Raw genomic sequence first — 25,274 nt, forward strand, 5'->3', positions numbered from 1 at the left:
AGATCGTGTCCTAGTTCTACGGCACTCTGGAAAACATGACTACGGATACGCCGGCCCGGCTGCTCCAGCTCCTCTCCCTGCTCCAGACGCCCCGCGAGTGGCCCGGCGGTGAGCTGTCCGATCGGCTCGGGGTGTCCCGTCGTACCGTCCGGCGGGACATCGACCGGCTCCGCGAACTGGGCTATCCGGTGCAGGCGACCAAGGGGTCCGACGGCGGGTACCGGCTGGTGGCGGGGAAGGCGATGCCGCCGCTCGTGCTCGACGACGAGGAGGCGGTGGCGATCGCCGTGGGGCTGCGGGCCGGCGCCGGGCACGCGGTCGAGGGCGTCGAGGAGGCGTCCGTACGGGCGCTCGCCAAACTGGAGCAGGTGCTGCCCTCGCGGCTGCGGCACCGGGTGTCCACGCTGCAGGCGGCGACCACCCTGCTGACCAGCGGGGACGGGGCGAACATCGCGCCCGAGACGCTGACCGTCATGGCCTCCACGGTGGCCGGCCACGAGCGGCTGCGGTTCGCGTACCGCGCCAAGGACGGGACACCGTCGCGGCGGCTGACCGAGCCGTACCGGCTCGTCTCCACCGGCCGCCGCTGGTACCTCGTCGCGTACGACCTCGACCGCGAGGACTGGCGTACGTTCCGCGTCGACCGGGTCGCCGAGCCCTTCGCGACCGGGGCCCGCTTCACTCCGCGCGAGTTGCCGACGGGCAGCGCTGCGGAGTATCTGCGGCAGTCGATGTACCGGCGCCAGGAGACGTACGACTTCGACGTCACCTTCGCCGCGCCCGCCGAGTTCGTCGCCGCGCGACTGCCCGCCTGGCTCGGGACACCCGAGCCGATCGACGAGCACAGCTGCCGGCTGCGCTCCTCCGCCGGGGACGCCGTGGAGTGGCTTGCGGTCCGGCTCGCGATGGCCGACTGCGAGTTCACGGTGCGGGAGCCGACGGAACTCGTGGTGTGTCTGCGGGAGTTGGGGGCGCGGTTGACTCGGGGGGCGGGCAGGGGCGCGTCGTGACGTGCGGGGTCCCTACCGGGTCGTGACGCACGGGACATGCGGCGCCCGGTTGGCGTACGGGACTCGCGCCGCGCGGTGGCACGGGATCTCGTACGTCAACTTCCCCGGCCCGTCACGCACTTGGTGACCCCGTTGATCCACGCGTACGGCGTGCCGCTCAGTTCGTCGACTGCCCGGCGTGCCACGGAAAGTCGCGGAGGGACCCGAGATTGCGCAGCGCGAGCGCGACGGGCCCGGCCGGTCCGGTCACCGGGGCGTCGCCTGCGGCCCATGCCTCCACCGCGACGCGCACCGCCGCGCTGGCCACGGCGGCGCTGAGACGGAGCTCGGGGGACAGCTCGGGGTAGGGCAGCGGGTTGCCGCCGGACGATCGGTCGCCGGGCGGCTGGTCGCCAGGCGGCTGATCGTCTGGCGGCTGGTCGCCGGGCTCGGGCGCCCCGGCGGGCTGAGCCCCCGCCCCGTCCGCGGCGGGGGTCCGCGCCGCCAGCACCTCCGCCAGCGTGCGCTCCGCCGTATGGCAGGCCTCGCCCCACACCCTCAGCAGAGCAGGGCTCTCCTCGGCCAGCCGGAGCAGGGAGCGGACCCACTGCAGGGACTCCGGGCGCACCCCGACGCCGGGCGTCAGCGTCTGGACCACCGCGTGGTGGAGGGCCTCGGGGACGGTCAGGTGGGCCGGGGCGTCGCGGACCATCTCGGCCCATCTCTGGGAACCGGCGGCGAAGAGGGGGCCGAGGGACTCCTCCTTGCTCGCGAAGTAGCGGTAGAAGGTGCGCGGGGCGATACCGGCGGCGCGGGCGATGTCCTCGGCGCGGGTGGCGCGCAGGCCGTTGCGCATGAAGAGCCCGGCGGCGGCCCGGGCGATCTCCATACGGGTGGCGGCCTTGCGCCGCTCGATCAGCGTGGGGCGCTGCCCCTCGGGCGGGGAGCTCGGGGGCCGTTCGCCGGACGACGCCCGGCCGGCAGCGGCGCGTGCCGGGCGCTCGGCCGAGCGCGGGCCGACGGAGGACCTGGCCGCACTTCCGGCAGGTACGGACTCGGACGAGCCGGAGGAGGAGGCCGAGGAGGACGAGGAGCCCGGAGCATCCGTGGACGCCCGAGGGCCGGAAGCCGTGGCCGTCGCGTCGGCTGAGGCGCGTGCCGCGCGTTTGGTACCGCTCACGGACGGCAGGTTATGCCCCTGTGGCAGAATCTGCCATTCGGGTCACCCCGGGGTTCAGGTTCGGGGTGGCCCGTCAAAGAACCTGCCCGGAAACAGCCTCCCACGCGCGAGCCACCCGGGCCTTCCGCCCCTGCCTCGTCGGCAGGAACGCCTCTGTCTCGTCGGCAGGCACCACACGCACCCGCAGCATGCTCCGAACCCCGCACAAAATGGAACCGAGCCCCGGCGCCAGGGGGGGGGAAGGCGCCGGAGCTCGGCTCTGGAAGAGTCCCGGCGCGGGGGGGGGTGTGCGTCGGGACTCGGCTTAGGGGGGCCAAGGGCGTATGCCCGGGGCCCCGATGCCTAACCCTGGGCCCTGAAGTCTTGTTCCCAGAGCCCAGCGAGTTGAAGCGGCCTTAGACGGCCATGTCCGGTCGACTTGTGGCCGACTTCTGTCGGTACCGAAGCGTCGGACAAGGGCCGACCGGTCGACGCGGCGAGGATCCGAGCCGCAGGGCCCGTACGGACCCTACGACGGAGGACCGATCCCGTGCGGGGACGACTCACGCCGCCGCGTCGAACCCGGTGTCACGTGCCAGCTTCTTCAGTTCGAGGAGCGCGTGCTTCTCGATCTGGCGGATCCGCTCGCGCGTGAGGCCGTGCTCCTTGCCGACCTCGGTGAGCGTGCGCTCCCGGCCGTCCTCGATGCCGTACCGCATCTTGATGATGGAGGCCGTGCGCTGGTCGAGGCGGCCGATCAGGTCGTCCAGCTCCTCGCTGCGCAGCAGCGTCATCACCGACTGCTCGGGAGAGACTGCGGAGGTGTCTTCGAGGAGGTCACCGAACTGGGTGTCCCCGTTGTCGTCCACCGCCATGTTCAGCGAGACCGGGTCGCGGGCCCAGTCCAGGACGTCGCCGACGCGCGCCTCGGTCGTGTCCAGCTCGGCGGCGATCTCCGCGTGCTCGGGCTCCCGCCCGTTCCTGCGGTTGAACTCGCGCTGCACGCGCCGGATCCGGCCCAGTTCCTCGACCAGGTGGACGGGGAGGCGGATCGTGCGGGACTGGTCCGCGATGGAGCGGGTGATGGCCTGGCGGATCCACCAGGTGGCGTACGTGGAGAACTTGAAGCCCTTGCGGTAGTCGAACTTCTCGACCGCGCGCACCAGGCCCGCGTTGCCCTCCTGGATCAGGTCGAGCAGGGGCAGGCCGCTGCGCGGATAGCGCCGGGCCACGGCGACGACAAGGCGCAGGTTCGAGCGGATGAAGACGTCCTTCGCCCGCTCGCTCTCGGCGACCAGCGCCTCCAGCTCCTCGCGGGACGCGTCCGCCTTGGCCTGCTCCCCGCCTTCGAGGATCTGCCGTGCGAACACACCCGCCTCGATGGTCTGGGACAGCTCGACTTCCTTGGCGGCGTCGAGCAGCGGCGTACGCGCGATCTCGTCGAGGTACATGCCGACCAGGTCGCGGTCGGCGATCTCGCCGCCTACGACGCGAACACTGCGTGCGCCGTCGCTGGTCTCGCCGGAGGCGGACTTACGACGGGCGACGGCACGGGTTGCCATGCGTGCTCCCTTGCGATGGTGGGCTTGCGGGTCGGTCCGGACACTTTGGGCTACCCTCCCGGGTGCCCTGCATCCGAAGGAAACAACGACTGGAATCCGGACAGAATTCCCAACCCGCCCCTCGATTTTTCTGATCATGCAGTACCCTGTGCCGCCACAGAGGGGTGGCAGATGACGACAGAACGTACAGAAGTGCTGGTCAGGCCGGGATTCGAGGGGGACCTCGATGCCCTCACGGCCATCTACAACCACTACGTGCGTGAGACGCCGATCACATTCGATACCGCTGTCTTCACTGCGGAAGAGCGTCGCTCGTGGCTGCTCTCCCACCCTGAAGACGGACCACACCGTCTGATGGTTGCCGCCGACGCACACTCACAGGCGATTCACGGGTACGCCACCAGCAGCCCGTTCCGCGCCAAACCGGCGTACGCCACCTCGGTCGAGGTCACGATCTACCTCGCCCCCGACGCGGCAGGGCGTGGCATCGGCACCCTCCTCTACAAGGCCCTCTTCGAGGCCCTGGCCGACGAGGATCTGCACCGCGCCTATGCGGGCATCGCCCAGCCCAACGAAGCGTCCGCGCGGCTGCACGAACGCTTCGGGTTCCGGCACGTCGGCACGTACCGGGAGGTGGGCCGCAAGTTCGGCCGGTACTGGGATGTGGCCTGGTACGAGAAGGAGCTGTGACCCCGTACACGCGGGACCCGTGGGCGCCGGCTCAGCCGAACTGCACCGACCGCTTCGCCATCCCCATCCAGAAGCCGTCGATCACCGACTTCTGACCGTCCAGCTCGCCGGCCGCGTCCGCCGCGCCCATGGTCACGAAGAGGGGCGCGAAGTGCTCGGTGCGCGGGTGGGCGAGACGGCCCGCCGGGGACTTGCGCTCGAAGTCGAGCAGCGCGTCCACGTCACCGGAGTCCAGGGCTCGGTGGCCCCAGTCGTCGAACTCGCTCGACCAGGACGGCACACCGCCGCCGGTGTGCCGCAGGGCCGCGAGGTTGTGCGTGAAGAAGCCGGAGCCCACGATCAGGACGCCCTCGTCGCGCAGCGGCGCCAGCTTCCGGCCGATCTCCATCAGCCGGACCGGGTCGAGGGTCGGCATGGAGATCTGCAGGACCGGGATGTCGGCCCCGGGGAACATCTCGACGAGCGGGACGTACGCGCCGTGGTCGAGTCCGCGGTCCGGGATGTCCTGCACGGGGATGCCAGGGGCGCGCAGCAACTTCCGTACGGACTCGGCGAGTCGGGGGGCGCCGGGAGCCGCGTACCGCACCTGGTAGTAGTGCTGGGGGAAGCCCCAGAAGTCGTAGACGAGGGGGACGGTCTCGACGGCACCGAGGGCGAGGGGGGCCTCTTCCCAGTGGGCGGAGACCATGAGGATCGCCTTGGGGCGCGGCAGGTCGGCGGACCACTCGGCGAGCTGGCCGGGCCAGACCGGGTCGTCGGCGAGCGGAGGGGCACCATGACTGAGATAGAGGGCGGGCATGCGCTCCAGCGGGGCACGCTCCTCGGTGGCGACGGACGTGACGGCGGACACGGCGGCGGCTCCCTCCCAACGGATTCGATCACACGCCCCAGGGGTTCGACCAGCGACCCGAAGGACTCGATACTTGAACTCTCAATATCAACATCTGAGCTTAGTCCCCATTTGTTTAATTTTCAAGGAGGGGCTCGTACAGTGGAGTACATGAACACGGCATCCGCTCAAGAGACGCGCTGGCTCACTGACGAGGAACAGCGCACGTGGCGTGCCTACATGCACGCCTCCACACTCCTCGAGGACCACCTCGACCGCCAGCTCCAGCGTGACGCGGGCATGCCGCACGTCTACTACGGCCTGCTCGTGCAGCTCGCCGAGGCGCCGCGCAGGAGACTGCGGATGACCGAGCTGGCCATGAACGCGAAGATCACCCGCTCCCGCCTCTCCCATGCGGTGGCGCGCCTGGAGAAGAGCGGCTGGGTGCGGCGCGAGGACTGCCCCTCCGACAAGCGGGGACAGTTCGCGGTCCTGACGGACGAGGGCTACGAAGTCCTGAGCCGGACCGCGCCGGGCCATGTGGCCGCCGTGCGCCAGGCACTCTTCGACCGGCTCTCCCCCGACCAGCAGAAGGCCCTCGGCGAGGCCATGCGGATCATCGCCGAAGGGCTCCAGCCGAAGGACGCGGGCGCCGACCTGCCCTGGCTTCGCTAGGCCCTTTCATGCAGGGCTCACTCGTGGGGAGCTCTCATGCGGCAGGGTGCCAGGGCCCGGACGCGGGTCCGCCCCGGCTCCGCTGTGTGCGGAACCGGGGCGGACCCTGGGACTCGTACGGGTGAGGCGTCCCCACCCCTCGCCCGTACGCGAAGTACGAAGTACCCGGGGTACGACGGCGTACGAACAGCCGGCGTCAGTGGGCGATCACCGGCACCTTCAGCTCGTCCTCGGAACCCTCGCCCGCACCCTCGCCGGAGGCCGAAGTGACGTCCGGGCGGCCGGTGTTGATGAGGGTCACGGCGACCGTCGCGGCGAGCACGAGGATGCCGACGGCGAACCAGATCGCGTTGGTGTAGCCGTGCACCTGGCCCTCCAGCTGGACCAGCTGCTGCTGGGCCTGGGAACCGGCGCCGCCGATGTGGTCCTTGATGTACGCGGTCGTCGCGGAGGCGGCGATCGTGTTCAGCAGGGCCGTACCGATCGCGCCGCCCACCTGCTGCGAGGTGTTGACCATCGCGGAGGCGACACCGGCGTCACGCGGCTCGATGCCGAACGTGGCCAGGGACATGGCGGGCATGAACGCCGTACCCATGCCGAGACCGAGCAGCACCATGCCGGGCAGGATCACGGCGGAGTACGAGGAGCCGATCTCCAGCTGGGTCAGGAACAGCATGCCGACCGCGGCGACCAGGAAGCCCGGGCCCATCAGCAGGCGCGGTGCGACCCGGGTCATCAGGCGGGTGCCGATCTGGGTGGAGCCCACCATCATGCCCGCGATCATCGGCAGGAAGGCGAAGCCGGTCTTGACCGGCGAGTAGCCCTTCACGATCTGCAGGTAGTAGGTCAGGAAGAGGAACAGGCCGAACATCGCGATGATCGCGAGGCCGAGCGAGAGGTAGACGCCACCGCGGTTGCGCTCGGTGATGACGCGGAGCGGCAGCAGCGGGGCCTTGACCTTCGACTCGGTGAAGACGAACCCGGCGAGCAGCACCACCGAGGCGACGAACAGGCTGAGCGTCACGGAGTCGCCCCAGCCGTCGGACTCGGCGCGGGTGAAGGCGTAGACGAGCGTGACCAGACCGAGGACGGAGAGGACGACGCCGGGGATGTCGAGCGGCGAGCGGTTGCGGCCGCCGGCCGGCTCACGGATGACGAAGTACGCGCCGACGGCGGCGATGATCGCGAACGGGATGTTCACGAAGAACGTCCAGCGCCAGTCGAGGTACTCGGTGAGGACACCGCCGAGGATGAAGCCCACGGCACCGCCACCACCGGCGATCGCGCCGTAGATGCCGAACGCCTTGGCGCGCTCCTTGGGCTCCGTGAACATCACCGCGAGCAGCGAGAGCGCGGCGGGCGCGAGCAGTGCGCCGAAGGCACCCTGCAGGGCGCGGGCGCCCAGCATCATCGCCTCGTTCGTGGCGGCGCCGCCGATGGCGGACGCGCCGGCGAAGCCGATCAGACCGGCGACAAAGGTGCGCTTGCGGCCCCACAGGTCGGCGATGCGTCCGCCGAAGAGCAGCAGACCACCGAAGGCAAGGGCGTAGGCCGTGATGACCCACTGACGGTTGCCGTCCGATATCCCGAGGTCCTGCTGGGCGGAGGGCAACGCGATGTTCACGATGGTGGCGTCGAGGACGACCATCAGCTGGGCGAGCGCGATGAAGGTGAGCGCTTTCCAGCGGTTCGAATGTGCTGAGCCGGCGTCGGACATTGCTGTCGACGTTCCTGTTTCAGACATGGGGATACCCACTCCGGGACTTCGTAGCGAAAAATAAGGACGAGAAGGATGAGAGAGAGTTCTGAGGACTGAAGGTCTTGGTCTTGAGTCTTTGAGGCCTGAGGTCTGCGTCTTCGAAGCCTGAGGTCTGAGGTCTTTTGAGGTCTGAGGTTCTGACCGGCGCTCCGCCTGGGACTAATCGCTCACGCTCGTCGTCACCGATCGCTCACGCTCGTCGTCGCATGTCCTCCACGGTCGCGGCCACTCCGGTCAGTTCGGAGCGGGCCGGTGCCCGCATACCGTCCAGGAACAGCTGCAGATGACGGTGCACGAAGCGGTCGATGCCCTGGCACGCCCCACCGGGCAGCGGCCTGGTGAGCTGGGTGACGGCGATCATGAGGTCGCCGAACTCGACGTCGGGGCGCAGTTGGCCGGCCTTGCGGGCGCGGGCCATGAGCTCCTCGATCAGTCCCGTGGTCCGGTCGCGCGCGGCGACGAGGTCCGGGTGGTTCTGGTCGAAGCCCTCGGAGAGCATCGGGCACAGGGCGCCGATCCGCTCGTCCGCCGAGAAGTGCACGAAGTCGCTCAGCGCCTCGAAGGCGTCGCCCCCCTCGGCGATCGCCGCCTCGGCCCGCTCCGAAGTGCGGTCCATGACCGAGCAGACGACCTCGCGCGCCAGTGCGTCGCGGTCGGGGAAGTTGCGGTACACCGTGGCGTTGCCGACACCGGCCCGGCGGGCGATCTCGTCGAACGGCACCTCGGGGCCGAACTCGACGAACATCTCGCGAGCGGCGGCGACGATCCGCTCCCGGTTGCGCAGGGCATCGGCACGCGGCCGGGGCACTCGACGCTGCACTCGGGTTGCGGTCTCCACGGCGTACTCCTCGTAGGTGGTAGGCGGCCGTTCACCTGGATGACGGCCGGTTTGCGATCCGGGGATTCACTCCCCGCTTCACTCGGACACCTGGCTAAACGGGGAAACGATCCCCGGTTATTTCCCACCTTCAGTGTGACCTGAGTCACATCTCCCCCGGCAAGAAACCCACGATCGGGCTCCTCCAGCGCGCGCCCGCGCACCCCTCGCCACAGGGTGATCGAAAGGGTGCAGCCGGTGACCGGCGGCTGCCGTCGAGCGAAGGGGTCCCGTATGCCGCCGACCAGCCGTCGGATACGCCCGCGCCGCGTGGTCGCGCTCGCCTCGGTGGCCGTTCTGACGCTGGCGGTCAGCACCTCCGCCGGCACCGGACATCTGACGGCGGGCTCCACGACGGCGGGCTCCATCGCGCTGGCCCGCTCCACGGCGCTCGGCCCCTGCATGATCAACGGCGCGCTGGGCGTACAGATGGGCGAGGGCGTCCCGACGCCCCCCGGGTACGCCCGCTCCACCGGCACCGTCCGCGCCCTCACCCTGATGGTCGACTTCTCCGACGCGCCCGGCCAGGGCAGCGCGCTCGACCGCCTCGCGGAGTTCTTCCCGCAGACCCAGGAATGGTTCAGGACCGGCTCGTACGGCCGCCTCGACTACCGTCCCGAGACGCCCGTACGGCACTGGCTGCGGATGCCCAAGCCGTTCAAGGCGTACGGCATAGAGCGCGGCGCGCCCTTCGACCCCGGGTACCGCGAACTGGTCCAGGACATCGTGGCCGCCGCCGACCCCACCGTGGACTTCCGCAGTTACGACCTCCTGAACGTGCTGGTCACGCCGAACGCCGGACCCTCCGCCCTGGACACCGTCCTGTCCGTGACCTTCGCCGGCAACACCGAGGCTCCGGTCGCCGACGGCGTCGCCGTCTCCAACGCGTCCTTCGTCTACAGCCGCCAGGACGACGGCTCGGGCTCCTACTCCGAGACCGGCTACCGGGTACTCCCCCACGAGAACGGCCACACCTTCGGCCTGCCCGACCTGTACACCCAGGACGGCGGGGGCGCGGTCGGGCACTGGGACATCATGAGCGAGGACTGGGGGGCCGGCAACGATCTGCTCGGCTGGCACAAGTGGAAGCTCGGCTGGCTCGACGAGACGCAGGTCGCCTGCGCGGCGTCGTCCGGCACCACCGAGTACACGCTCACCCCGCTGGCCAGGACCGGCGGCGCGAAACTCGTCTTCGTGCCGACCAGCGCCAGGACGGGGTACGCCCTCGAACTGCGCACCCGCGACGGCAACGACGCCGCCGTCTGCCGTCCCGGCATCCTCATCTACAAGGTCGACGCGAACGTCGACACCGGCAACGGCCCGGTCACCGTGTACGACTCCCACCGCAACAGCGGCGGCTGCACCCGCTCCCCCAACGTCCACGCGGAACTCTCCGACGCACCCTTCTCCCCCGGCGAATCCTTCAAGGACCCCAAGACCGGCGTCGTGATCACGGTGACGGGAGTGGATCTCTCGGGGAACTACCGGGTGTACGTCACCCGACGCTGAGCCGGCCGGGCCCGCTGCTGCGCCGCTGCCCTGCTCAGGACCTGCTGAGGTGGCCGGGCAAGCACTACCGTGTCTCTTCTGAGCGCCGCAAACGGAGAGCCCATGCCATCGAACGTCGTGCCGGCACCCGAGGACGAGAACGAGGACGGGAGCGAAGACGGAACCCAGGGAGGGAGCGGGACCGGAAGCGGAACCGTGTTGACCGGGACCGCCGTGCCCGCGGAGGCCGTCACTCCCCTCATGCGCGGTATCGCCGTCCTGCGGCGGCTGACCGAGGCCGACGGGGTGTCCAGTCTCAGCGGGCTCGAGCGGGCCACCGGGCTCGCGCGTTCCACCGTCGACCGGATCACCGCCACACTCGCGCGCATGGGGTACGTACGACTCGACGGCCGGGACGCCGTACTCGCCCCGCGTCTGATGGAGCTCGGCAACGCCTATCTCGGCGCCCTCCGCCTCCCCCGTCTCCTGGACGCGCACGCCGACGCCCTCGCCGACGAACTCGACGAGTCGGTGTCCCTCGCGGTCGGCGACCGGGACGGCATCCGCTTCATCCACCAGGCCACCCGGCGCCGCGCCATGTCCCTGAGCTTCCGCATCGGCGACCTGCTGCCCGCCGAACGCACCGCCCCCGGCCCGCTGTTCGCCACCGAGTGGGGCGAGACGGAGTGGGCGCGGTGGCACGAACGCCGGGCGGCCGATCCGGAGGACCGGGGGTTCCCCGCCGTACCCGCACGGAGCCGGCCGTACGCCGAAGTCCCGTCCGGGCCGGGCGAGTCGGCAGACCGTGACCGAGCGGCCCGTGGCGCCCCGCCCACCCAACTCGCCACTGTGGGCGACGACTTCGAGGTGCGTACGGACGAGGCGCGGAAGGACGGATGGTCGCTCGACGACCAGCTCATCGAGCCGGGGCTCGTCGCCCTCTCGCTGCCGGTACGGGCAGCGGGGGCCATCGCCTGCGTGGTGAGCGTGGTGAGTCATACCAGCCGGCACACCGCGGCCGGCCTGCGGGACACGCTCCTGCCGCGGCTGCGGGTGGCGGTGGCCGCGATGGAACGGGAACTGCGCGAGGCCCCGCCCGCCGAACCCGCCGCTCCTTCCGGTCTCGCGGCCTGGACCGGCGCATCCAAGCAGGAACTGGGCCGGGAGTTCATCGAGTCACTGGCCCGCGGCCTGACCGTGATCACCTCCTTCGGCGAGGGCCGCGCCGAGCTGACCCTCACGGAGGTCGCCCAGGCCACAGGCCTCGCCCGCGCGACCGCCCGGCGCGCCCTGATCACCCTGGAACACCTCGGTTACGTCACCACGCACGGCCGCGTCTTCCGGCTCACCCCGCGCGTGCTTGGCCTCGGCTTCCCTCCGCTGTCCCGGACCTCGCTCCCCGACATCGCGGCCCCGCACCTCACCGAACTCGCGCACCGGCTGCACGAATCGGCGTCTCTCGCGGTCCTGACCGGCGACGAGATCCAGTACACGGGCCGCGTCGCCACCAGCCGCGTCATGAGCGTCAACATCACCGTCGGCACCCGGCTGCCCGCGTACCCGACCTCGCTCGGCCGCGTACTGCTCGCCGGCCTCCCCGACCCCCACCTTCCGGAACTGCTCCCGCTGACCCCTCGTACCATCACCGATCCCGCACGGCTGCGGGCCGAACTGGACCACGTACGGGAAGCCGGATACGCCCTGGTCGACGAGGAGTTGGAGCACGGGCTCCTGTCCGTCGCCGTTCCGGTGCGGCAGCGCGGCGGGCAGGTCGTCGCCGCGGTGAACGTCGCCATGCACAGCAGCCGCCGTACCGCCGAGGAGTGCGTCCGCGACATCCTGCCCGAACTCCACGCCGCGGCAGGCCGGATCGAGGCGGACCTGCGGGTCGCGGGGAGCTTCAGGCGCGTGCCGGTGGCCTGAGTTCCTGGTTGCCGGTCATTGGCTGTCGGCTCTCCGGCTGTGTGCGGACGCGCCCCGGCTCATCGCGAGGACCGCGTCGCGGCGGGGCAGCGCGCCGAACGGTGAACCGCCGGTCGGGGTGTCGCTCCCGTGGATCCAGGTGGGCCCGTCGCCGAGGTGGTCGAGTGCCTCCTCGGCGACCTCACGGGGGTCGGCGAGGTCTCCGTGCGGGCCGCCGTCGGCGACGAACGCCCGTCGCAGCGACGGGGTGTCGGTCCTGCCGAGTACGAGCCCCAGGACGTCCACCCCGCTGGTGCGCCACTCCGCCCACAGGCTCTCCGCGAGGATGAGATCGAACGCCTTCGTGGCCCCGTACGCGGTGAGCGTGGCGCCACCGGCCCAGGCGGCGCCCGACGTCACAAGGACCACGGCCCCCCGCCCCCGCGCCACCATCGGGGCACCGAAGCGGTACGCCGCTTCGAGCGGGCCGACGCAGTTGCGCTGGACCAGCACCAGGTGGGTGTCGAGGTCCTTGTCGAGGAACGCGGTGCTGCGGTCGTCGCCACCGGCGTTGTACACGAAGAGGCCCACCTCCAAGTCGGCGGTCTTGTCCGTGAGTTCGGCCAGGGCGGCCGGGGTGCTCAGGTCGAGCGCGACCGTGCGGACCTCGACGCCGTGCCGCGCCCGGATGTCGTCGGCGGACGCCTCCAGGACGGGCGGGCGCCGGGCGACCAGCACGACGTTCATGCCCCGGGAGGCCATCCCGTGCGCGAACGCGGCACCCACCCCGTCGGATCCGCCGGCGACGATGCCCCACGGCCCGTACTTGCCCGTCAGAGTCTCAGCCACCGTGTGTTCCGTCTTCCAGAGGGCCTCGGCCCGCGGGCGGCGCCAGCATCTCGCGGTGCGCGGCGGTGCCGTCGAGGTTGGCGTTGATCCGCTCGGCGATGCGCCACCCCTGCGGAGTACGCGCCCAGCGCCAGGTGTTCGCGGAGACCTGGAACACCCAGAACCGGCCCGCGTCGGCGTCCCAGCGGAGGTGCAGCGCGTGACTTCGCCCCGTCGCCCGGTCGCCGTCGACCTCGATGTGCGGCGCGGTCAGGACATGGCCGACGCCGTTGTGGATGAGGCTCTGGTGGCCGTCGCCGTGGACCATGCCGGTGATGTCGTCCCGGCCCCGCATCCGCAGGTGGGGGATGGCGTCGAACGTGCCGTCGTCGGTCCAGAGGGCCGCCGCGGCCTCGCCCGAACCGCTGTCGACGGCGGGACCGTACTGGGCGACGAGTTGCATGATGTCGACCTGGTCCTGGAGGGCTTGCAGCTTTGCCGCGAGGGTGTTGAGTGCGGCGGATACGGCAGCTACGGCACGTAGTTCGTCGGTCTCGGTGTCGGTCTCGGTGTCGGTCTCGGTCTCGGTCTCGGTGTCGGTCTCGGTGTCGGTCTCGGTCTCGGTCTCGGTCTCGGTCTCGGTGTCGGTCTCGGTGTCGGTCTCGGTCATGGGGCGTGGCCCCTTCCGGTCGGTTCGGGAGCTCTGCTCAGGGCACGACGACGATGCGGGCCGGCCCGTTGGCGTCGCGGGCGGCGTCGAGCGCGGCGGGGACCTCGTCGAGTCCGACGGTCCCGCCCAGGAGGGGCCCGACATCGAGGCCGCCGGAGCAGACCGCCTCGAACGCCTCGTCCCAGTGGGCCATCGAAGGGCCGCCGCCGAACTGGATGTTGAGGCCCTTCCGCTTGGCGGTCAGGGTGTGCAGGTGATCGCCCTCGGGTGGACCGCCGACGGAGAAGATCCGGGTGCCGCGCTCGCAGCCCATGACGATCGAGTCGAGGACGCCCGGGACGCCTGCGCACTCGAAGACGACAGCAGCCGGGCGGGCCGGCGGCTGCTGCTGCCGCCGGGGCCGCGGCCATGAGGTCTTTATCCCGTCCGTGGTGTTCATCGGCTCGGCCGAGGTCTCGCCGTACCGGGCCTGGGCGGCCACATCGCGCCAGGCCCGGTACGGCGAGACCTCGGCCGGATCGATCACCACGTCGGCCCCCATGGCCAGCGCGGTCGCCCGGCGCGAGGCCACGAAGTCGACCGCCACGATCGGGCCCACGCCAAGGCGTCTGAGCCGGGCGATCGCCGACAGGGCGACGGCGCCGCAGCCGATGACCAGCGGCACCTCCTTCGTCGTCACCTGGGCGCGCGACGCGGTGGACCAGCCGACCGAGATCGCGTCGGCGACGCACACGATCTCGCTCGGGAGGTCCGAGGCCACGACTCGGGTGATGGCCTCGGTCAGCAGGAGGTACTCGCCGAAGCCGCCGGGCGAGTCGGGGTTCTGGCCGATGATCCTGCGGCCGCCCGCGGTGGTCAGCACCGGCAGGGAGCTGACCCGCGTACCGATCGGGATCCGGGACGAGAAGCTGCCCCGGCCCAGGAACCGGATCGTCGACGACCCGCGCCTCGACCGTCCCGCCCCGCAGCACAGCAGCACGCATCAGCCACGCCTCCCTGGCGGCGGACAGCGGGCCCGCCTCCGTCTCGGGACTGTAGTGACGCCACGCGACTTATAGAAGACCGCATCCTATAAATGACCCAATCGGCAAGGGCCGCACCATCTCCTGAACCGGAGTCCTGCCTGGTCACTGCGATCGCTCACTACAATCGCCGGCATGGCAGAACCGCCCCGTCGCCCGGGCCGTCCACGCGACACGAGCATCAACGAACGGGCTCTCGCGGCAACCCGCGAGCTGCTTGTCCAACGCGGTTTCGACGCGACGACGATCCAGGCAGTAGCGGAGCACTCCGGTGTGCACGCCTCCGCGATCTACCGGCGCTGGCCGTCCCGGATCGAGCTGATCGAGGAGGCCACGTTCCCGGGGCTGAGCCCGCTGAGCGTCGAGCCGACGGGGGACCTCCCCCGCGATCTCCGCCGGTTCATCCGCGCCTACATGGCGGCCTTCAGCGCCCCCGCGGCCCGCGCGGCCGCGGCCGGACTCTTCGCACACGCCCAGGCCTCGGACCGCACCCGGCCGCCGGAACTGTACGTGCGCGTGTCGGCACGACCGCAGTTCCAGGACATCCTGCGCGCCGCACCACCCGGCACCGTCGACCCCGACGTGGACCCGGACGACGTCTTCGACATGCTCCTCGGCGCCGTCCTGACCCGCACACTCCTCTTCACCGCCACGACCCGAACCCGCCCCATCGAGCGCACCGTCGAAATGATCCTCCGCCTGCTGCGGCCGCTCGACACGCGCTGAAGGCGGCCAGGGCGGGCGGGTAGCCACCCAGCTCCTCGAACCACCGGACTGCTCGACACCGCGTAGGAGCCCGGCGAACTCCTCGCCACCGCCTTCCGAGACGGCGCCGAAACCACCGGCCGCCCCTGCCCCGGCCCCCTTCAGCAAGGGCCGCCTGACTCCCGGGCCGCCCACCACCAACGTCACCCACTCGTCGACAGCCACCAGGACGCCACCCGCTACACTGTCGGCGGTGGAACAGCCCTTCACGGGCCGCGCCGCCACAACACTGCTGGGATCCCATCTGGACGGTTTCGCTCACCAGCGAACCCACTTCAGACACGTTTTCCGACAGATCCCCGCCTTCGTAGCTCAGGGGATAGAGCACGGCTCTCCTAAAGCCGGTGTCGCAGGTTCGAATCCTGCCGAGGGCACAGCGCATTACATGTCTGACCTGGGGTTTCTCTCCCAGGGAGGCGCTCCATTCGGCCTCGGACTCCTCGTCCGGGGCCGTTTGCGTGAGCGACGGTGCTGTTCGGCCTGTAGCGGGTCCGTGTGTGTGGGTCTGGACGTCGGAGCCCTTTCCGGTTCAGGCCAGACCGAACTTCTCGGCGTGCACCTGTCGCGCAGGGACCCGCAGGTCTCGTAGGCCGGCGAGCACGGCCCTGGTCATGGCGGGTGGCCCGCAGACGTACACGTCGCGTTCAGTGATGTCGGGGACCAGCCGGTGCAGGTTGCCCGGGTCGAACGGCGGGGTGATGCCCTCGCCGGTTCTGCCGGTGAGCAGGTGCAGCCGTCTGCCCCGTAGCGCGACCAGGTGGCGCACCTCGTTCAGCAGCACGGCGTCGGCCTCGCTGCGAACCCGGTACAACACGACGACGTCGCCGAGCGCCTCCTCTTCCAGCATGGCCCGCACGGGCGTGATCCCCACACCCCCGGCGATCAGCAGGGTGCCGGTCCGGGTCCGGTGCAGCGAGGTGAACGCCCCGTACGGTCCCTCGACGAAGGCGCGGCTGCCGACCGGGACGTTGCGCAGGCCGGCGCTGGCGCTGCCCGCCGCCTTCGCCGTGAGGCGCAACCCTTGTCCGTCCGGCGCCGCCGACAGCGAGAAGGGGTTGGCCAGCCACCAGTGGTTGTGCCCGGGGAACCGCCAGATGCAGAACTGCCCAGCCCTGGCCGGGAGTTTGTCGAGGTGTCGGCCGGTGACGTACACGGAGACCACGTCGTCCGACTCCGGTACCACGGCCGTGACGCGGAACCGGTGATAGGCGTTGCGCCACAGCGGCATGGCGACACGGCCGGTCAGCAGGGCGCCGAAGGAGAACAGCCACAGAATCCACCAGTAGGCCGTGGCGAACGCGGAAGACGTGAACGTCGTGGTCTCCTCCAGTTGGTGGACGAACGCCAGGCCCAGGGCCACGTAGAGCAGCAGGTGCAGACCGTGCCAGACCTCGTACGGCAGTCGCCGCCGCAGAGGCCGGGTGGAGATCACGCCGATCACGACGATGACGGCCGCGGCCAGCATGCCCAGCAGGGAGGCCGGCACCCCGCTCAGCGCGACGAACGTCTTCGCCATGGACGTGTCGTCGAGCGTCGCGTAGCCGAGCACCACCAGCGTGGCGTGGGTGAGGACGGTCCACAGCAGGGTGAAGCCGACCCAGCGGTGCCACACCGTGAGCCGGTCCATCCCGATGCGGCGGTCCAGCCAGGGCAGCCGGGCCACCAGCAGCAGTTGGAACAGCATCAGCAGGGCTGCGTGCAGTCCGAAGAACTTGGCGACCGTGAGCACGCCGTTCTTGCCCGAACCGGCGCTGAGGAACAGCACCTCGACGATCACCGCGTTGACGATGACGAAGGTCCACATCGCCCAGCGCGCCGCGTCCACCGGAAGCACGGTGCCTCTGCGCACCGTGTTACTCGCCACCGTCATGCTTTCCTCGCATCCCCCGTGGCCGCTGCACTCGCGGCCGTGCGCACTAACCCATGAAGATCGAGCAATTCGTCCGGATACGCACCTCGATCGGATATGCATACGGCCCGTGTGCCCGATCCGTTCACGCCAGAGCCGTCGAATCCAATCGCCGTTCGGCGTTCGGTGCGTCCTGCCGCCCAGGGTTCCGCGACGATCACGTCGCCGGGTGGTGCAGCGCTCACCGATGCGACCGGCGCCGCGCACACCAGCACTTCGAGGACATCAGTGAGGTGGCGGCGTCCTCTCGGCCGTTGTGCCGGGACTCGCCGGGCGGGCCGTTGCCGCGCTCTCCGGGGTGGGCCACCGGGTGATGCATGAGCAGATCACTGCCGAGGAGTACGAGTCCTGGTCCGAGGAGCAGTGCGCCGGCATCGAGGTCGTGGACGGGATGGTCGTCGTCAGTTCGAGGGCGTCCAAGTGGCACAACCGGCTGGCCCGGATTCTGGCGAACACCCTGGATGCCACCGCGGGCCCGGAGTGGAACGCCGACACAGGCTTCGACGGAGGTGGTGTCGCCAAGCTCGGAGACCACCGACCGGATCGTGAAGGTCGACCAGTACGCGAAGGCAGGCATCGGCTTCTACTGGCGGATCGAGCAGGCCGCGACAGGCGTTCCTCTCGTGTACACCTACGTTCTCGACCCCGCGACGAAGACCTACCGGGACGGAGACGTGTTCACCGGCGTCCTCAAGGCAGCGGCCCCGTTCCCTGTGGAGATCGACCTCGGCCCGATCTGACCCGCGCGCTGCTCAGCAGCCGGCAGCGCGTGGGCGATGCGTGAGCGGACGGCCCGATACAGGGCGGCATGAGCCGGATCAAGTGGCGACGGTTCCACTCGTTGTGTCAGCCTCTGTCGGTCGTTCTGGTCTCGTCCTCTGCGCCTCGGTGCAGCGAGCGCCAGACGTGCTGGGCCCATGGGAGGTCCTCCGGCGCATCCCACGTGCAGTAGACCCCGGCGCCAGTGCCGCTGTTGTGGACGGTGAATCCGTACAGCTCGTGCCGCTCGTGGCTCTGCGAGCCCGAGGTGAGCCAGAAAGCGTGCCGCACTCCGTCCGGGATCTGTTCCGTGAGCTGTTGTTCGGACGGCACTGTGGGTGCGCCGACCAGTAGCGAGGCGAGGAATTCCTCTGGGCTGTCGCCGGCGCTGCCGGAGAACAGATCGGCCTGCACGTTACGGTCCGGCGCTGCGAACTGTGAGGTGCCTTCTACGACCCGCGCCGCCAGGCCGGCGGTTCGTTCGATGGACCAGTGCTCGTCCAGGTGCGTACGCACGGCCACGGGCAACGGATGGCCCAGGCAACTCAGGACGTCGTGCCGGTCCCAGGTTCCTGCCAGGACGTGCGCGAGGAGGTGCTGGTCGCTGGTGACGACGTACGGAATCTCGTCAGGGTTGCGGACCTCGACGGTGGCCGTTGCGCCGAGCAGTCCGTCGCCCCAGGGTTTGATGGAATTGGCCAGCGCCCCACGGAGGGTCAAGTCCGCGTAGGCAGGGTCCTTCCAAATGGTGTGGGCGCGATCCAGCTCGGCGTCGCTGATCTCCAGCCAGGTACCGAATACGAGCTCGATGTCGTCGGTGAGTCGGACCGGCAGCAGACAGCGCATGAAGCAGCCGACACCGTCGACCCGGAGAAGAGCGCCGACGCCGACTTCGTGCCGGGAGTCCTCGCCCACCGCCAGAGCAACATCGGGCAGCCCGAACCGGACATCTATTCGCTTCTCGTCCAGAGTGGGTGTTCCGCAACAGGAACAGGCAGGAGCATGGTTGGCGATCACGTCGTGCAGCCTAGAGCCGTGTGGGACGTCGCCATGCCCGGGGCGCCTGCGGTCTCGACGATCAGGCGATCCGGGGCGGCACTGCGTCACCTGCCATCCAGTGACGTGGCGCACCGCTCGACCTGTGCTCCGCCTGCCCCTTGCGCAGCGCCAAAGAGCCGAACTCCCAGGCTGTGCACATGAGTTCAAGCCCCACAGAGGCAACTGGCCCGCCCTGCGCATAGTCCCAGAGGGGCAAGCAACGGCCAGAACGACGGCTCCGGCAGGGGATCGGCCGACACCGGGAGAGAGGGCGTCGTTCGCGACTGCGGGCCCGAAGTGGTGTGCGCGGGGAGCTCCCATTCCGGCTTCGGTCTGTCGGTCGCTGCGAGTTCCGAAATCCACCGATGAGTTCTGCAGACTGGGCCGGTCTACTCCGTCGTACACCGTCGAACCTCGGACTGGAGACCCACCATGACCACTCCCGCACACGCCGGGCGCATGCTGTTCGTGAACATCCCCGTGGCGGACATCGAGCGCAGCAAGGCGTTCTTCGCGCGGCTCGGGTTCAGCTACAACCCGATGTTCACCGACGAGACCGCCGCGTGCATGCTCGTCGGCGAGCAAGCCTCCGTCATGCTGCTCAGCCACGAGACGTTCGCGCAGTTCGCGAAGCTGCCGATGGCCGATCCCACCACGCACACGCTGGCGCTCTACTGCTTCAGCGTGTCGGCCCGCGACGAGGTCGACACGGTCGCTGAGGCGGCGCTCGCCGCGGGCGGCTCCGAGGCGGATGGCCCCGAGGACCACGGCTTCATGTACTCACGCAGCTTCTACGACCTCGACGGCCACGGCTGGCAGGTCATGTGGATGGACCCGTCGAGCACCTCGGACAGCTCGACCCCATCCACGCCCGCGAGGGCGTGATCCTGCTCGGACCGCCGGGCACCGGCAAGACCCGCCCGCCGTCGCGCTCGGAGTCCGCGCCCGCCTCGCCGGGTAGCGCACGCGAACGGCTACGAGCTCTGTTCGCAGCCGCTCGACCCTCCATCACGCCAGGGTGGTCCTCGTTCCAACCGGCCTTGACACACAACGGCGCTCGACTCCACGAGTTGGTGGGCCAGCAGAGGGACGCGCGTCTCCAGTCCCTCGGACGACCACGACAAGCTCCGACTGAGGACTGCGTGTCCCCTGCCGTGCCATGAAAAGTGGGCAGTGCCACACTGCCGCCATGGGAAAACCGCAGACGATCGATGAGTACATCGACCGCTTCGCGGAGCCGGGCCGCGAGGTGCTTGCGCAGGTACGGGCGCTGGCCCTCGACGCGGTGCCCGCGGCGAGCGAGGCGATCAAGTGGGGTCATCCCGCGTGGGTTCACCCGTCCGGGACGATCCTGTTCATGGTCAGTGGTCATGCGAAGCACGCGAACGTCGTGTTCACGCCCAGCACGCGCGAGGCCTTCGACGTCGACCTCGCCGACTTCGGCACCGGCAAGGGCTCGGTCAAGCTCCCGTACGACCGGCCCGTGCCGGGCGAGCTGCTGCGCCGGATGATCGCGTTCCGCGTGCGCGAACACGAGGACGAGGGCGTGCTGTGGATGTGACCGGCGGGGCGGCGGAGTGGGACTTCTGAAAGCCACACCCCCGCGCGTCCGGGTTGCCCGAGGTGCACTGACGCGTCCGTACGCCTTCACGTCCTCGTCGGCACCGGCCGCCGGAGCAGGTAGACAGCCGCTGTCGAGACCAGCACGGCCATGCACGCGATGAACACCAGCCCCGCGCCCTCCAGGCCGATCGGGCCCGACAGTAGCCCCACTCCGATCACCGGTACCGAGATGCCCGCGTAAGCCACCACGAACAGCGTCGAGATGACCGCCGCGCGCCGGTCCGCGGGAGACGCCTCGGCCACTGCGGACAGCGCCCCGCGGAATGCCAGCCCCTGGCCGCAGCCGCCGACGATCGCGCTCAGTACCACCAGGAGCAGCAGGTCCCACCGCAGCGCGCCCGCGAGCAGTGCCAGTCCGGCGAGGAGTGCGGCGCAGCCCAGTGGCAGCGATCGCTCCACCCCGACCCAGCCGACGGCCAGTTGGCCTGCGGTCGAGGCGAAGAAGGCCAGTGCGACGACCAGGCCGCTCACGGCGTGGTTGTGCACGTCCAGGGACTCCGCGAGGAACGCCGGGCTGACCGATGTGAACACCCCGAACAGTGCGAACCCCACGAACGAAGCGATCGCCGCCGGTCCGAACACCGCCCGCACCTGCGGGGGCAGGCCGGGCCGCTGCGGCCGTACGGTGCTCAGCGGACGCCGCTCCCGTACGGTCTCCGGGAGCCACAGCAGGACGGTGGCCGAGCAGGCCACCAGGGCGAGGTGTACGACGAACGGCAGGTACAGCGGCCAGGGAGCGTACTGCGCGAGCAGGCCGGCGAGCAGCGGACCGCAGCCCAGCCCGCCCATGTTGGCGGCCGTCGCCACGAACGTGGCCCGGGAGGTTCCGCCGTGCGGTGCCAGTTCCATCACGTACGCCGTGGCAGCACCGGTGAACAGGCCTGCGGACAGTCCCGACAGCAGCCTCCCCGCGTACAGCCAGCCCAGCCCGGTGGCGCACAGGAAGCAGACGGCGCTGGCCGCCGCGAATCCCAGGCCCCACAGCAGCACTTGACGCCGGCCCACGGCGTCCGACGCGTTGCCCGCCAGCAGCAGCACGCCGATGACCCCGAAGGCGTACACGGCGTACACGACGGTGACCGTCAGCTCGGAGAAGCCGAACTTCTCCTGGTAGAGGCCGTAGAGAGGGGTCGGCAGCGTGGTGCCGGCCATGCACACGGCGAACACGGCCCCGCCGAGCAAACACTGGCGCCACCCTCGGCGATCACCGTCCATGGCGCCGACGGTATCCCCGCACGCCGCCCCGGCACGGCACGGCGGGCCCGGCGAGCCGCCGGTGAGCCGGACACCGCTTGCCTCGTGGGCATCCCACAGACGTAGGTATCCGCCCGGCCAGGCCGGCGTCGGCGGGCTGCCGTGGTGTTAATTCCTCAACGAATCCCCCGGATGGATCGACGGAAATCTGACACCGTCCGGGTCAAGGAAAGCAAGGAGAGTGGACAATTCGTCCTTGACTTTCACCATTCTGTCCAGGTATCCGGGTGGCGCATCGGCAAGTCGATCGATTTCGTCACTCAGGCGGCCGAACCATCGAGAAAAGGTTGGGTTGCTCTCCAGCTCTTCCACGAATTGAACGTAGTTCATGCACTGAAGCTCGCGAGCGGCACCGGGGGTTCGCTCTATCATCAGCTCACCGAGTGCTCGCTGCTCATCACGGTAGAGTCGGAATGCGGCATTCTCGGGATACGAAGTGGTTTCAGCAAAAGCCAGACCGATGCGGTCCAGTTTTTCCGACAGCTGTCTGGTCCGCTCCTGGTCTCCCAGGTCTAAGAATTGAACACTTTTTCGCAGAATTTCGACCCATCCGAAATACTGGGCCAATCTGAACAGCGTGCTGGAGCGGACATACCCTGGTTCCGCGTGGCTACCGTCGCCGGACACGCGCGGCACGAAATCAGTATCTGCAATGTTGTGAATGCGAGTCTGCAGTTCGAAGGCGGCTCGCAGGAAAGGTTCCCTGAACCGACTCATGACGTTTTCTATTTCTTCTTCTTTTCTTACGAGGTGGCGGCGCACCTCCATCTCGCGTTGGATTCGTGCCGACAGGACTGCGCTATAGGTTCCAACTGTTGCGCTGGTCAACGCCACAGCTCCCGAAATGATCGCTACCCATATCTCGATCGTCACACGAAGACTGTGCCAGGCCATATTCAGCGAGTCCACAGTACGACCACCGGTGAAGCGTTGCGACAGCCTCCGTGCGGTCGGCGGGGGCCAGGTCCGCGATCGTGACGTGGTGGTTGCCGCCCTGTACCCACAGCGTGCGGGCGTCGCGAGGGCCGGGCCTGAAGGGTTCGGCGACGGACGGGTCCTGGGTGCCGTTGACGAAGAGCAGTTGGCCGCCGCGCCGACGCACCCAGCGGTCGATGTCGGGCATGGCCTCGGCGTCGAAGTGCATCGGGACGTCGGGCGGCACGAAACTGCGGGGTTCGATGGCGTCCGGGTACTTCAGGAGTCCGTCCAGATGGCGGGTGGGAACGTCCAAGTAGCCCATTTGTGTGCCGAGTTGATACCAGTAGGGGATGAAGTCCCGGGCCGTGGAGTCTGCGTAGACGGGCAGGGCGGCCGTCTCTTCCAGCCATGCGTACAGCGCGTCGGTGGAGGCGTCCGGGCCGGGGATCGCAGTGGCGTCCGCAGCTGTGCGGTTCTGCCAGAACATGAACGGCACCCGCAGGACGGCGATCTCCAGTGCCTTGTCGGCACTGCCGACGATCCGGAAGGTGTCACCGGTGGCGGCCGCCCAGGCCTCGTAGCGGGCGACCATGTCTGCGCGGCGCAGCAGCATCTGTCGCTGTGCCTTCTTCAGGGCGTCGCGGGCGGGGGCGGTGCCCACGTGCTCCAGGAATCGCACGTAGGCGGAGTCCTCGCGGTCGTCGACGTTGTTCGGGGCGGAGTAGGCGACGGTGCCGTCCACGTCGTGGGGGTGGAAGCGGCGGTGGTACACGCTGGCCATGCCGCCCTTGCTGCCGCCGGTGGAGATCCACGCGCCGGGGTACAGCCGGCGGAAGAGGCGGACCACGCGGTGGTGGTCATCGGCGGCCTGGCGGATCGTCAGGTGAGTGAGGTCGAGGGATGCCGGACGCGAGGTGCCGAAGAAGCGGTGCTCGACGCCGAGTTGGTTACCGCCGAGGAGGACGGCCGGTTCGGTCCGCCGTGGAATGAGCGGCACTTCGTATCCGGTGCTGAACAGGACGGTGGGTCGGTCGGTGGCGGTATGGAGCAGGGTGAGGCGCTGCTCGAAGGTCCCGGCCCCGGGGTCGTCGTGGTCGACCGGTTGGCGCAGGCCGAGCACGAAGAAGCGGTATCCGGGCTCGGCTCCCGGCCGTTCCTCGATGACCCGCAGGCCCGGAAGCGCCCGCAGGGCGTCCACCACGTCATCGGCCCCCGCACGCGCCCGGTCCGCGGCCCGCGCGGGCACGGCGGCCAGGCCCGCGGCCGAGGCCGCCGATACGGCAGTGGTGAGCAGACGTCGTCTCGTGAGGCTCGTGAGGGTGCGCATGCGATTCCTTTCCGGTGCCGATTGCCTCAGTACATTCGGCCGACGGCACGGGGAGATCCCGCGCGCGAGGGAACCCTCTCCCCCAGCCGGGGGAGAGACCACATCACGAGGACTCCTCAGCCGCCCCGGCGGCCGCCGCCCCCTCCTGCCACTCGTTCCATACGACGGGTGAGCGGGCGCATGCTGTGCGGACTCAACGGCGCCATGGGCAATGGCCTTCCGGAGTCTCGGCCGATGGCGAGTCTGCCCAAGTCCTGCCCGCCGGCGGCGTACCTGTTGTCCGGGAGTTGTTGGAGGTAGCCCTGGCGGATCAGCATCGACAGGGTTGCTGACTCGACCGTGCCGAACGTCCTCAGGGAGCGGGCGATCTGTGCCCGAGACGCCACCCCATGCGGTGCACGCGTGACAACTTCCAGGATCTTGAGGGCTTCCCGGGTTGTGCGATGTGCGGTTCCCGCGGCGAACGAGGCACCCGCGACCACCGAGCCGCGTCGGTTGAGCACGAGGTCCGTTCCCGTGAATTCGGTGAGGACCGCAGCAGTCCGCTCGGGGGCCCACGGCACACCTCCGGGATACTCCGCACTCGCGCCGCCTTGCCGTTTCCCCGAGCGCCCGCGTCTGACCAGCCCGAGGTCCTCGATGGTCACGACGCGGCCGAGACGCTCGGTGAACAGGGCCGCCAGCGCCCGCGGTACGGGATCGCGCGGGATCTCTCCCATGTCGATCCACCGCCGCACCCGCGAGGTGTCGGTCGACAGCTGTGGGCGCCCCATGGCAGCCGCCTGCCGGTTCACCAGTCTGGCGAGTTCGCCCCTGGACCAGCCGGCCAGGCTGAGCAGGTCTTGCAGGCGGGTGTTGGGAGTGAAGGGCTGCTTACGGGGAGGCCCGCCGGACAACTCCAGGCGTACAACACGGCCGAGCTTTCGCTCCATATGGAGGGAGACCCGTTCCATACCCTTCGATATGGCATCGGAATCGGAGTCGCTCGGCGCCGTGAAGACGATGACGTCGCGGGTGATGCTGCGCGCGATGAAGGACAGTCCGAGGCCGCTCGTAGCGCTCAGCCACACCCGCCTCGTTCTCCGTACGCTCAGCCACCTGTCGAGAAACGTCCCGGACCCTATGGCCGGGCAGCGCCTCCAGACCCACCAGAGGATGCCGCACGCAGCCAGGCCCGACAGCACAGCGACCTCAGGCCAACGCCCGTACAGCGCAGCCAGCACGGCCCGTC

21 protein-coding genes, 1 tRNA gene and 2 pseudogenes are annotated in these 25,274 nt (G+C 69.8%); 10 read left to right on the forward strand and 14 right to left on the reverse strand.

Annotated elements, in window-relative coordinates; genetic code table 11:
* Positions 1–35: 35 nt before the first annotated feature.
* The gene (locus OG219_RS20725; RefSeq protein WP_266828584.1) at positions 36–1,010 is read left to right on the forward strand and encodes a YafY family protein; all 975 of its coding nucleotides are present in this window, start codon (positions 36–38) and stop codon (positions 1,008–1,010) included.
* 157 nt (positions 1,011–1,167) lie between these two features.
* Here OG219_RS20725 and OG219_RS20730 read toward each other — a convergent pair whose 3' ends face one another.
* On the reverse strand, positions 1,168–1,878 hold the full coding sequence (locus tag OG219_RS20730; protein ID WP_266836167.1) for a TetR/AcrR family transcriptional regulator: 711 nt from the start codon (positions 1,876–1,878) through the stop codon (positions 1,168–1,170).
* Positions 1,879–2,711: 833 nt separating this feature from the next.
* Positions 2,712–3,710 (reverse strand): RNA polymerase sigma factor RpoD/SigA, encoded by a 999-nt coding sequence (locus OG219_RS20735; protein WP_266828586.1) that lies wholly within the window; start codon positions 3,708–3,710, stop codon positions 2,712–2,714.
* Positions 3,711–3,881: 171 nt separating this feature from the next.
* Here OG219_RS20735 and OG219_RS20740 point away from each other — a divergent pair, with 171 nt between their 5' ends.
* Complete coding sequence (locus tag OG219_RS20740) at positions 3,882–4,400, forward strand: GNAT family N-acetyltransferase (RefSeq protein ID WP_266828588.1); 519 nt, start codon at positions 3,882–3,884, stop codon at positions 4,398–4,400.
* Between the two features lie 31 nt (positions 4,401–4,431).
* Here OG219_RS20740 and OG219_RS20745 read toward each other — a convergent pair whose 3' ends face one another.
* Entirely contained in the window at positions 4,432–5,199 is a 768-nt protein-coding gene (locus tag OG219_RS20745; RefSeq protein ID WP_266836168.1) for a dioxygenase, read from the reverse strand.
* Between the two features lie 201 nt (positions 5,200–5,400).
* Here OG219_RS20745 and OG219_RS20750 point away from each other — a divergent pair, with 201 nt between their 5' ends.
* Complete coding sequence (locus OG219_RS20750; RefSeq protein WP_266828590.1) at positions 5,401–5,904, forward strand: MarR family winged helix-turn-helix transcriptional regulator; 504 nt, start codon at positions 5,401–5,403, stop codon at positions 5,902–5,904.
* A gap of 196 nt (positions 5,905–6,100) precedes the next feature.
* Here OG219_RS20750 and OG219_RS20755 read toward each other — a convergent pair whose 3' ends face one another.
* Together OG219_RS20755 and OG219_RS20760 are read right to left on the reverse strand one after the other, a co-directional pair.
* Positions 6,101–7,648: an MFS transporter gene (locus tag OG219_RS20755; protein ID WP_266828592.1), complete on the reverse strand. Its 1,548-nt coding sequence runs from the start codon at positions 7,646–7,648 to the stop codon at positions 6,101–6,103.
* 205 nt (positions 7,649–7,853) lie between these two features.
* A complete protein-coding gene (locus OG219_RS20760; protein WP_266828594.1) occupies positions 7,854–8,501 on the reverse strand; it encodes a TetR/AcrR family transcriptional regulator in 648 nt (215 codons plus the stop codon).
* A gap of 273 nt (positions 8,502–8,774) precedes the next feature.
* Here OG219_RS20760 and OG219_RS20765 point away from each other — a divergent pair, with 273 nt between their 5' ends.
* On the forward strand, positions 8,775–10,049 hold the full coding sequence (locus tag OG219_RS20765; protein ID WP_266828596.1) for a M6 family metalloprotease domain-containing protein: 1,275 nt from the start codon (positions 8,775–8,777) through the stop codon (positions 10,047–10,049).
* A gap of 240 nt (positions 10,050–10,289) precedes the next feature.
* Entirely contained in the window at positions 10,290–11,951 is a 1,662-nt protein-coding gene (locus OG219_RS20770; RefSeq protein WP_266836169.1) for an IclR family transcriptional regulator C-terminal domain-containing protein, read from the forward strand.
* A gap of 15 nt (positions 11,952–11,966) precedes the next feature.
* Here OG219_RS20770 and OG219_RS20775 read toward each other — a convergent pair whose 3' ends face one another.
* Genes OG219_RS20775 through OG219_RS20785 form a run of 3 tightly spaced genes read right to left on the reverse strand, consistent with a single transcriptional unit; the run spans position 11,967 to position 14,407 of the window.
* The gene (locus OG219_RS20775) at positions 11,967–12,779 is read right to left on the reverse strand and encodes an SDR family oxidoreductase (RefSeq protein ID WP_266828598.1); all 813 of its coding nucleotides are present in this window, start codon (positions 12,777–12,779) and stop codon (positions 11,967–11,969) included.
* Entirely contained in the window at positions 12,772–13,428 is a 657-nt protein-coding gene (locus OG219_RS20780) for a nuclear transport factor 2 family protein (RefSeq protein WP_266828600.1), read from the reverse strand. The genes OG219_RS20775 and OG219_RS20780 overlap by 8 nt, the downstream gene beginning before the upstream one ends.
* Before the next feature lie 37 nt (positions 13,429–13,465).
* Entirely contained in the window at positions 13,466–14,407 is a 942-nt protein-coding gene (locus OG219_RS20785; RefSeq protein WP_266828602.1) for a zinc-binding dehydrogenase, read from the reverse strand.
* A 178-nt stretch (positions 14,408–14,585) separates the two neighbouring features.
* Between OG219_RS20785 and OG219_RS20790 the strand changes: the two genes are divergently transcribed.
* Positions 14,586–15,176 carry a helix-turn-helix domain-containing protein gene (locus OG219_RS20790; RefSeq protein WP_266828604.1) on the forward strand — a complete coding sequence of 197 codons (591 nt, stop codon included), beginning with the start codon at positions 14,586–14,588 and terminating at the stop codon, positions 15,174–15,176.
* Positions 15,177–15,516: 340 nt separating this feature from the next.
* Positions 15,517–15,589: transfer RNA gene (locus OG219_RS20795), tRNA-Arg, on the forward strand.
* Positions 15,590–15,744: 155 nt separating this feature from the next.
* Here OG219_RS20795 and OG219_RS20800 read toward each other — a convergent pair.
* Positions 15,745–17,085, reverse strand: a complete 1,341-nt coding sequence (locus OG219_RS20800) for a ferredoxin reductase family protein (protein WP_266828606.1) — start codon at positions 17,083–17,085, stop codon at positions 15,745–15,747.
* Between the two features lie 352 nt (positions 17,086–17,437).
* On the opposite strand from OG219_RS20800, the pseudogene OG219_RS20805 reads away from it, so the two are divergent.
* Positions 17,438–17,864 (forward strand): annotated as a pseudogene (locus tag OG219_RS20805) (Uma2 family endonuclease).
* A gap of 106 nt (positions 17,865–17,970) precedes the next feature.
* Here OG219_RS20805 and OG219_RS20810 read toward each other — a convergent pair.
* Positions 17,971–18,900, reverse strand: a complete 930-nt coding sequence (locus OG219_RS20810; RefSeq protein WP_266828608.1) for a DUF2199 domain-containing protein — start codon at positions 18,898–18,900, stop codon at positions 17,971–17,973.
* A gap of 453 nt (positions 18,901–19,353) precedes the next feature.
* Here OG219_RS20810 and OG219_RS20815 point away from each other — a divergent pair, with 453 nt between their 5' ends.
* A complete protein-coding gene (locus OG219_RS20815; protein WP_266828610.1) occupies positions 19,354–19,806 on the forward strand; it encodes a VOC family protein in 453 nt (150 codons plus the stop codon).
* 304 nt (positions 19,807–20,110) lie between these two features.
* Entirely contained in the window at positions 20,111–20,482 is a 372-nt protein-coding gene (locus tag OG219_RS20820) for an iron chaperone (RefSeq protein ID WP_266828612.1), read from the forward strand.
* 86 nt (positions 20,483–20,568) lie between these two features.
* On the opposite strand, the gene OG219_RS20825 is transcribed toward OG219_RS20820, so the two are convergent.
* The 4 genes and pseudogenes from OG219_RS20825 to OG219_RS20840 all read right to left on the reverse strand — a co-directional run.
* The gene (locus tag OG219_RS20825; RefSeq protein WP_266828614.1) at positions 20,569–21,759 is read right to left on the reverse strand and encodes an MFS transporter; all 1,191 of its coding nucleotides are present in this window, start codon (positions 21,757–21,759) and stop codon (positions 20,569–20,571) included.
* A gap of 147 nt (positions 21,760–21,906) precedes the next feature.
* A complete protein-coding gene (locus tag OG219_RS20830) occupies positions 21,907–22,671 on the reverse strand; it encodes a hypothetical protein (RefSeq protein ID WP_266828616.1) in 765 nt (254 codons plus the stop codon).
* A complete protein-coding gene (locus OG219_RS20835) occupies positions 22,598–24,043 on the reverse strand; it encodes a S28 family serine protease (protein ID WP_266828617.1) in 1,446 nt (481 codons plus the stop codon). Before OG219_RS20835 ends, OG219_RS20830 begins: the two co-directional genes overlap by 74 nt.
* A gap of 446 nt (positions 24,044–24,489) precedes the next feature.
* Positions 24,490–24,939: pseudogene (locus tag OG219_RS20840) on the reverse strand (hypothetical protein); the annotation flags it as partial.
* Positions 24,940–25,274 lie beyond the last annotated feature (335 nt).

Origin of the sequence: Streptomyces sp. NBC_00038, from assembly GCF_026343635.1 — a bacterium.
Taxonomy (GTDB): domain Bacteria; phylum Actinomycetota; class Actinomycetes; order Streptomycetales; family Streptomycetaceae; genus Streptomyces.

What these genes read in the sequence shown, in the direction of transcription:
- OG219_RS20725 (WP_266828584.1), top strand. Translation starts at nt 36, where the DNA reads ATGACTACGGATACGCCGGCCCGGCTGCTCCAGCTCCTCTCCCTGCTC.
- OG219_RS20730 (WP_266836167.1), bottom strand. Translation starts at nt 1,878, where the DNA reads ATGGAGATCGCCCGGGCCGCCGCCGGGCTCTTCATGCGCAACGGCCTG.
- OG219_RS20735 (WP_266828586.1), bottom strand. Translation starts at nt 3,710, where the DNA reads ATGGCAACCCGTGCCGTCGCCCGTCGTAAGTCCGCCTCCGGCGAGACC.
- OG219_RS20740 (WP_266828588.1), top strand. Translation starts at nt 3,882, where the DNA reads ATGACGACAGAACGTACAGAAGTGCTGGTCAGGCCGGGATTCGAGGGG.
- OG219_RS20745 (WP_266836168.1), bottom strand. Translation starts at nt 5,199, where the DNA reads ATGCCCGCCCTCTATCTCAGTCATGGTGCCCCTCCGCTCGCCGACGAC.
- OG219_RS20750 (WP_266828590.1), top strand. Translation starts at nt 5,401, where the DNA reads ATGAACACGGCATCCGCTCAAGAGACGCGCTGGCTCACTGACGAGGAA.
- OG219_RS20755 (WP_266828592.1), bottom strand. Translation starts at nt 7,648, where the DNA reads ATGTCTGAAACAGGAACGTCGACAGCAATGTCCGACGCCGGCTCAGCA.
- OG219_RS20765 (WP_266828596.1), top strand. Translation starts at nt 8,775, where the DNA reads ATGCCGCCGACCAGCCGTCGGATACGCCCGCGCCGCGTGGTCGCGCTC.
- OG219_RS20770 (WP_266836169.1), top strand. Translation starts at nt 10,290, where the DNA reads ATGCGCGGTATCGCCGTCCTGCGGCGGCTGACCGAGGCCGACGGGGTG.
- OG219_RS20780 (WP_266828600.1), bottom strand. Translation starts at nt 13,428, where the DNA reads ATGACCGAGACCGACACCGAGACCGACACCGAGACCGAGACCGAGACC.
- OG219_RS20790 (WP_266828604.1), top strand. Translation starts at nt 14,586, where the DNA reads ATGGCAGAACCGCCCCGTCGCCCGGGCCGTCCACGCGACACGAGCATC.
- OG219_RS20800 (WP_266828606.1), bottom strand. Translation starts at nt 17,085, where the DNA reads ATGACGGTGGCGAGTAACACGGTGCGCAGAGGCACCGTGCTTCCGGTG.
- OG219_RS20815 (WP_266828610.1), top strand. Translation starts at nt 19,354, where the DNA reads ATGACCACTCCCGCACACGCCGGGCGCATGCTGTTCGTGAACATCCCC.
- OG219_RS20820 (WP_266828612.1), top strand. Translation starts at nt 20,111, where the DNA reads ATGGGAAAACCGCAGACGATCGATGAGTACATCGACCGCTTCGCGGAG.
- OG219_RS20825 (WP_266828614.1), bottom strand. Translation starts at nt 21,759, where the DNA reads ATGGACGGTGATCGCCGAGGGTGGCGCCAGTGTTTGCTCGGCGGGGCC.
- OG219_RS20835 (WP_266828617.1), bottom strand. Translation starts at nt 24,043, where the DNA reads ATGCGCACCCTCACGAGCCTCACGAGACGACGTCTGCTCACCACTGCC.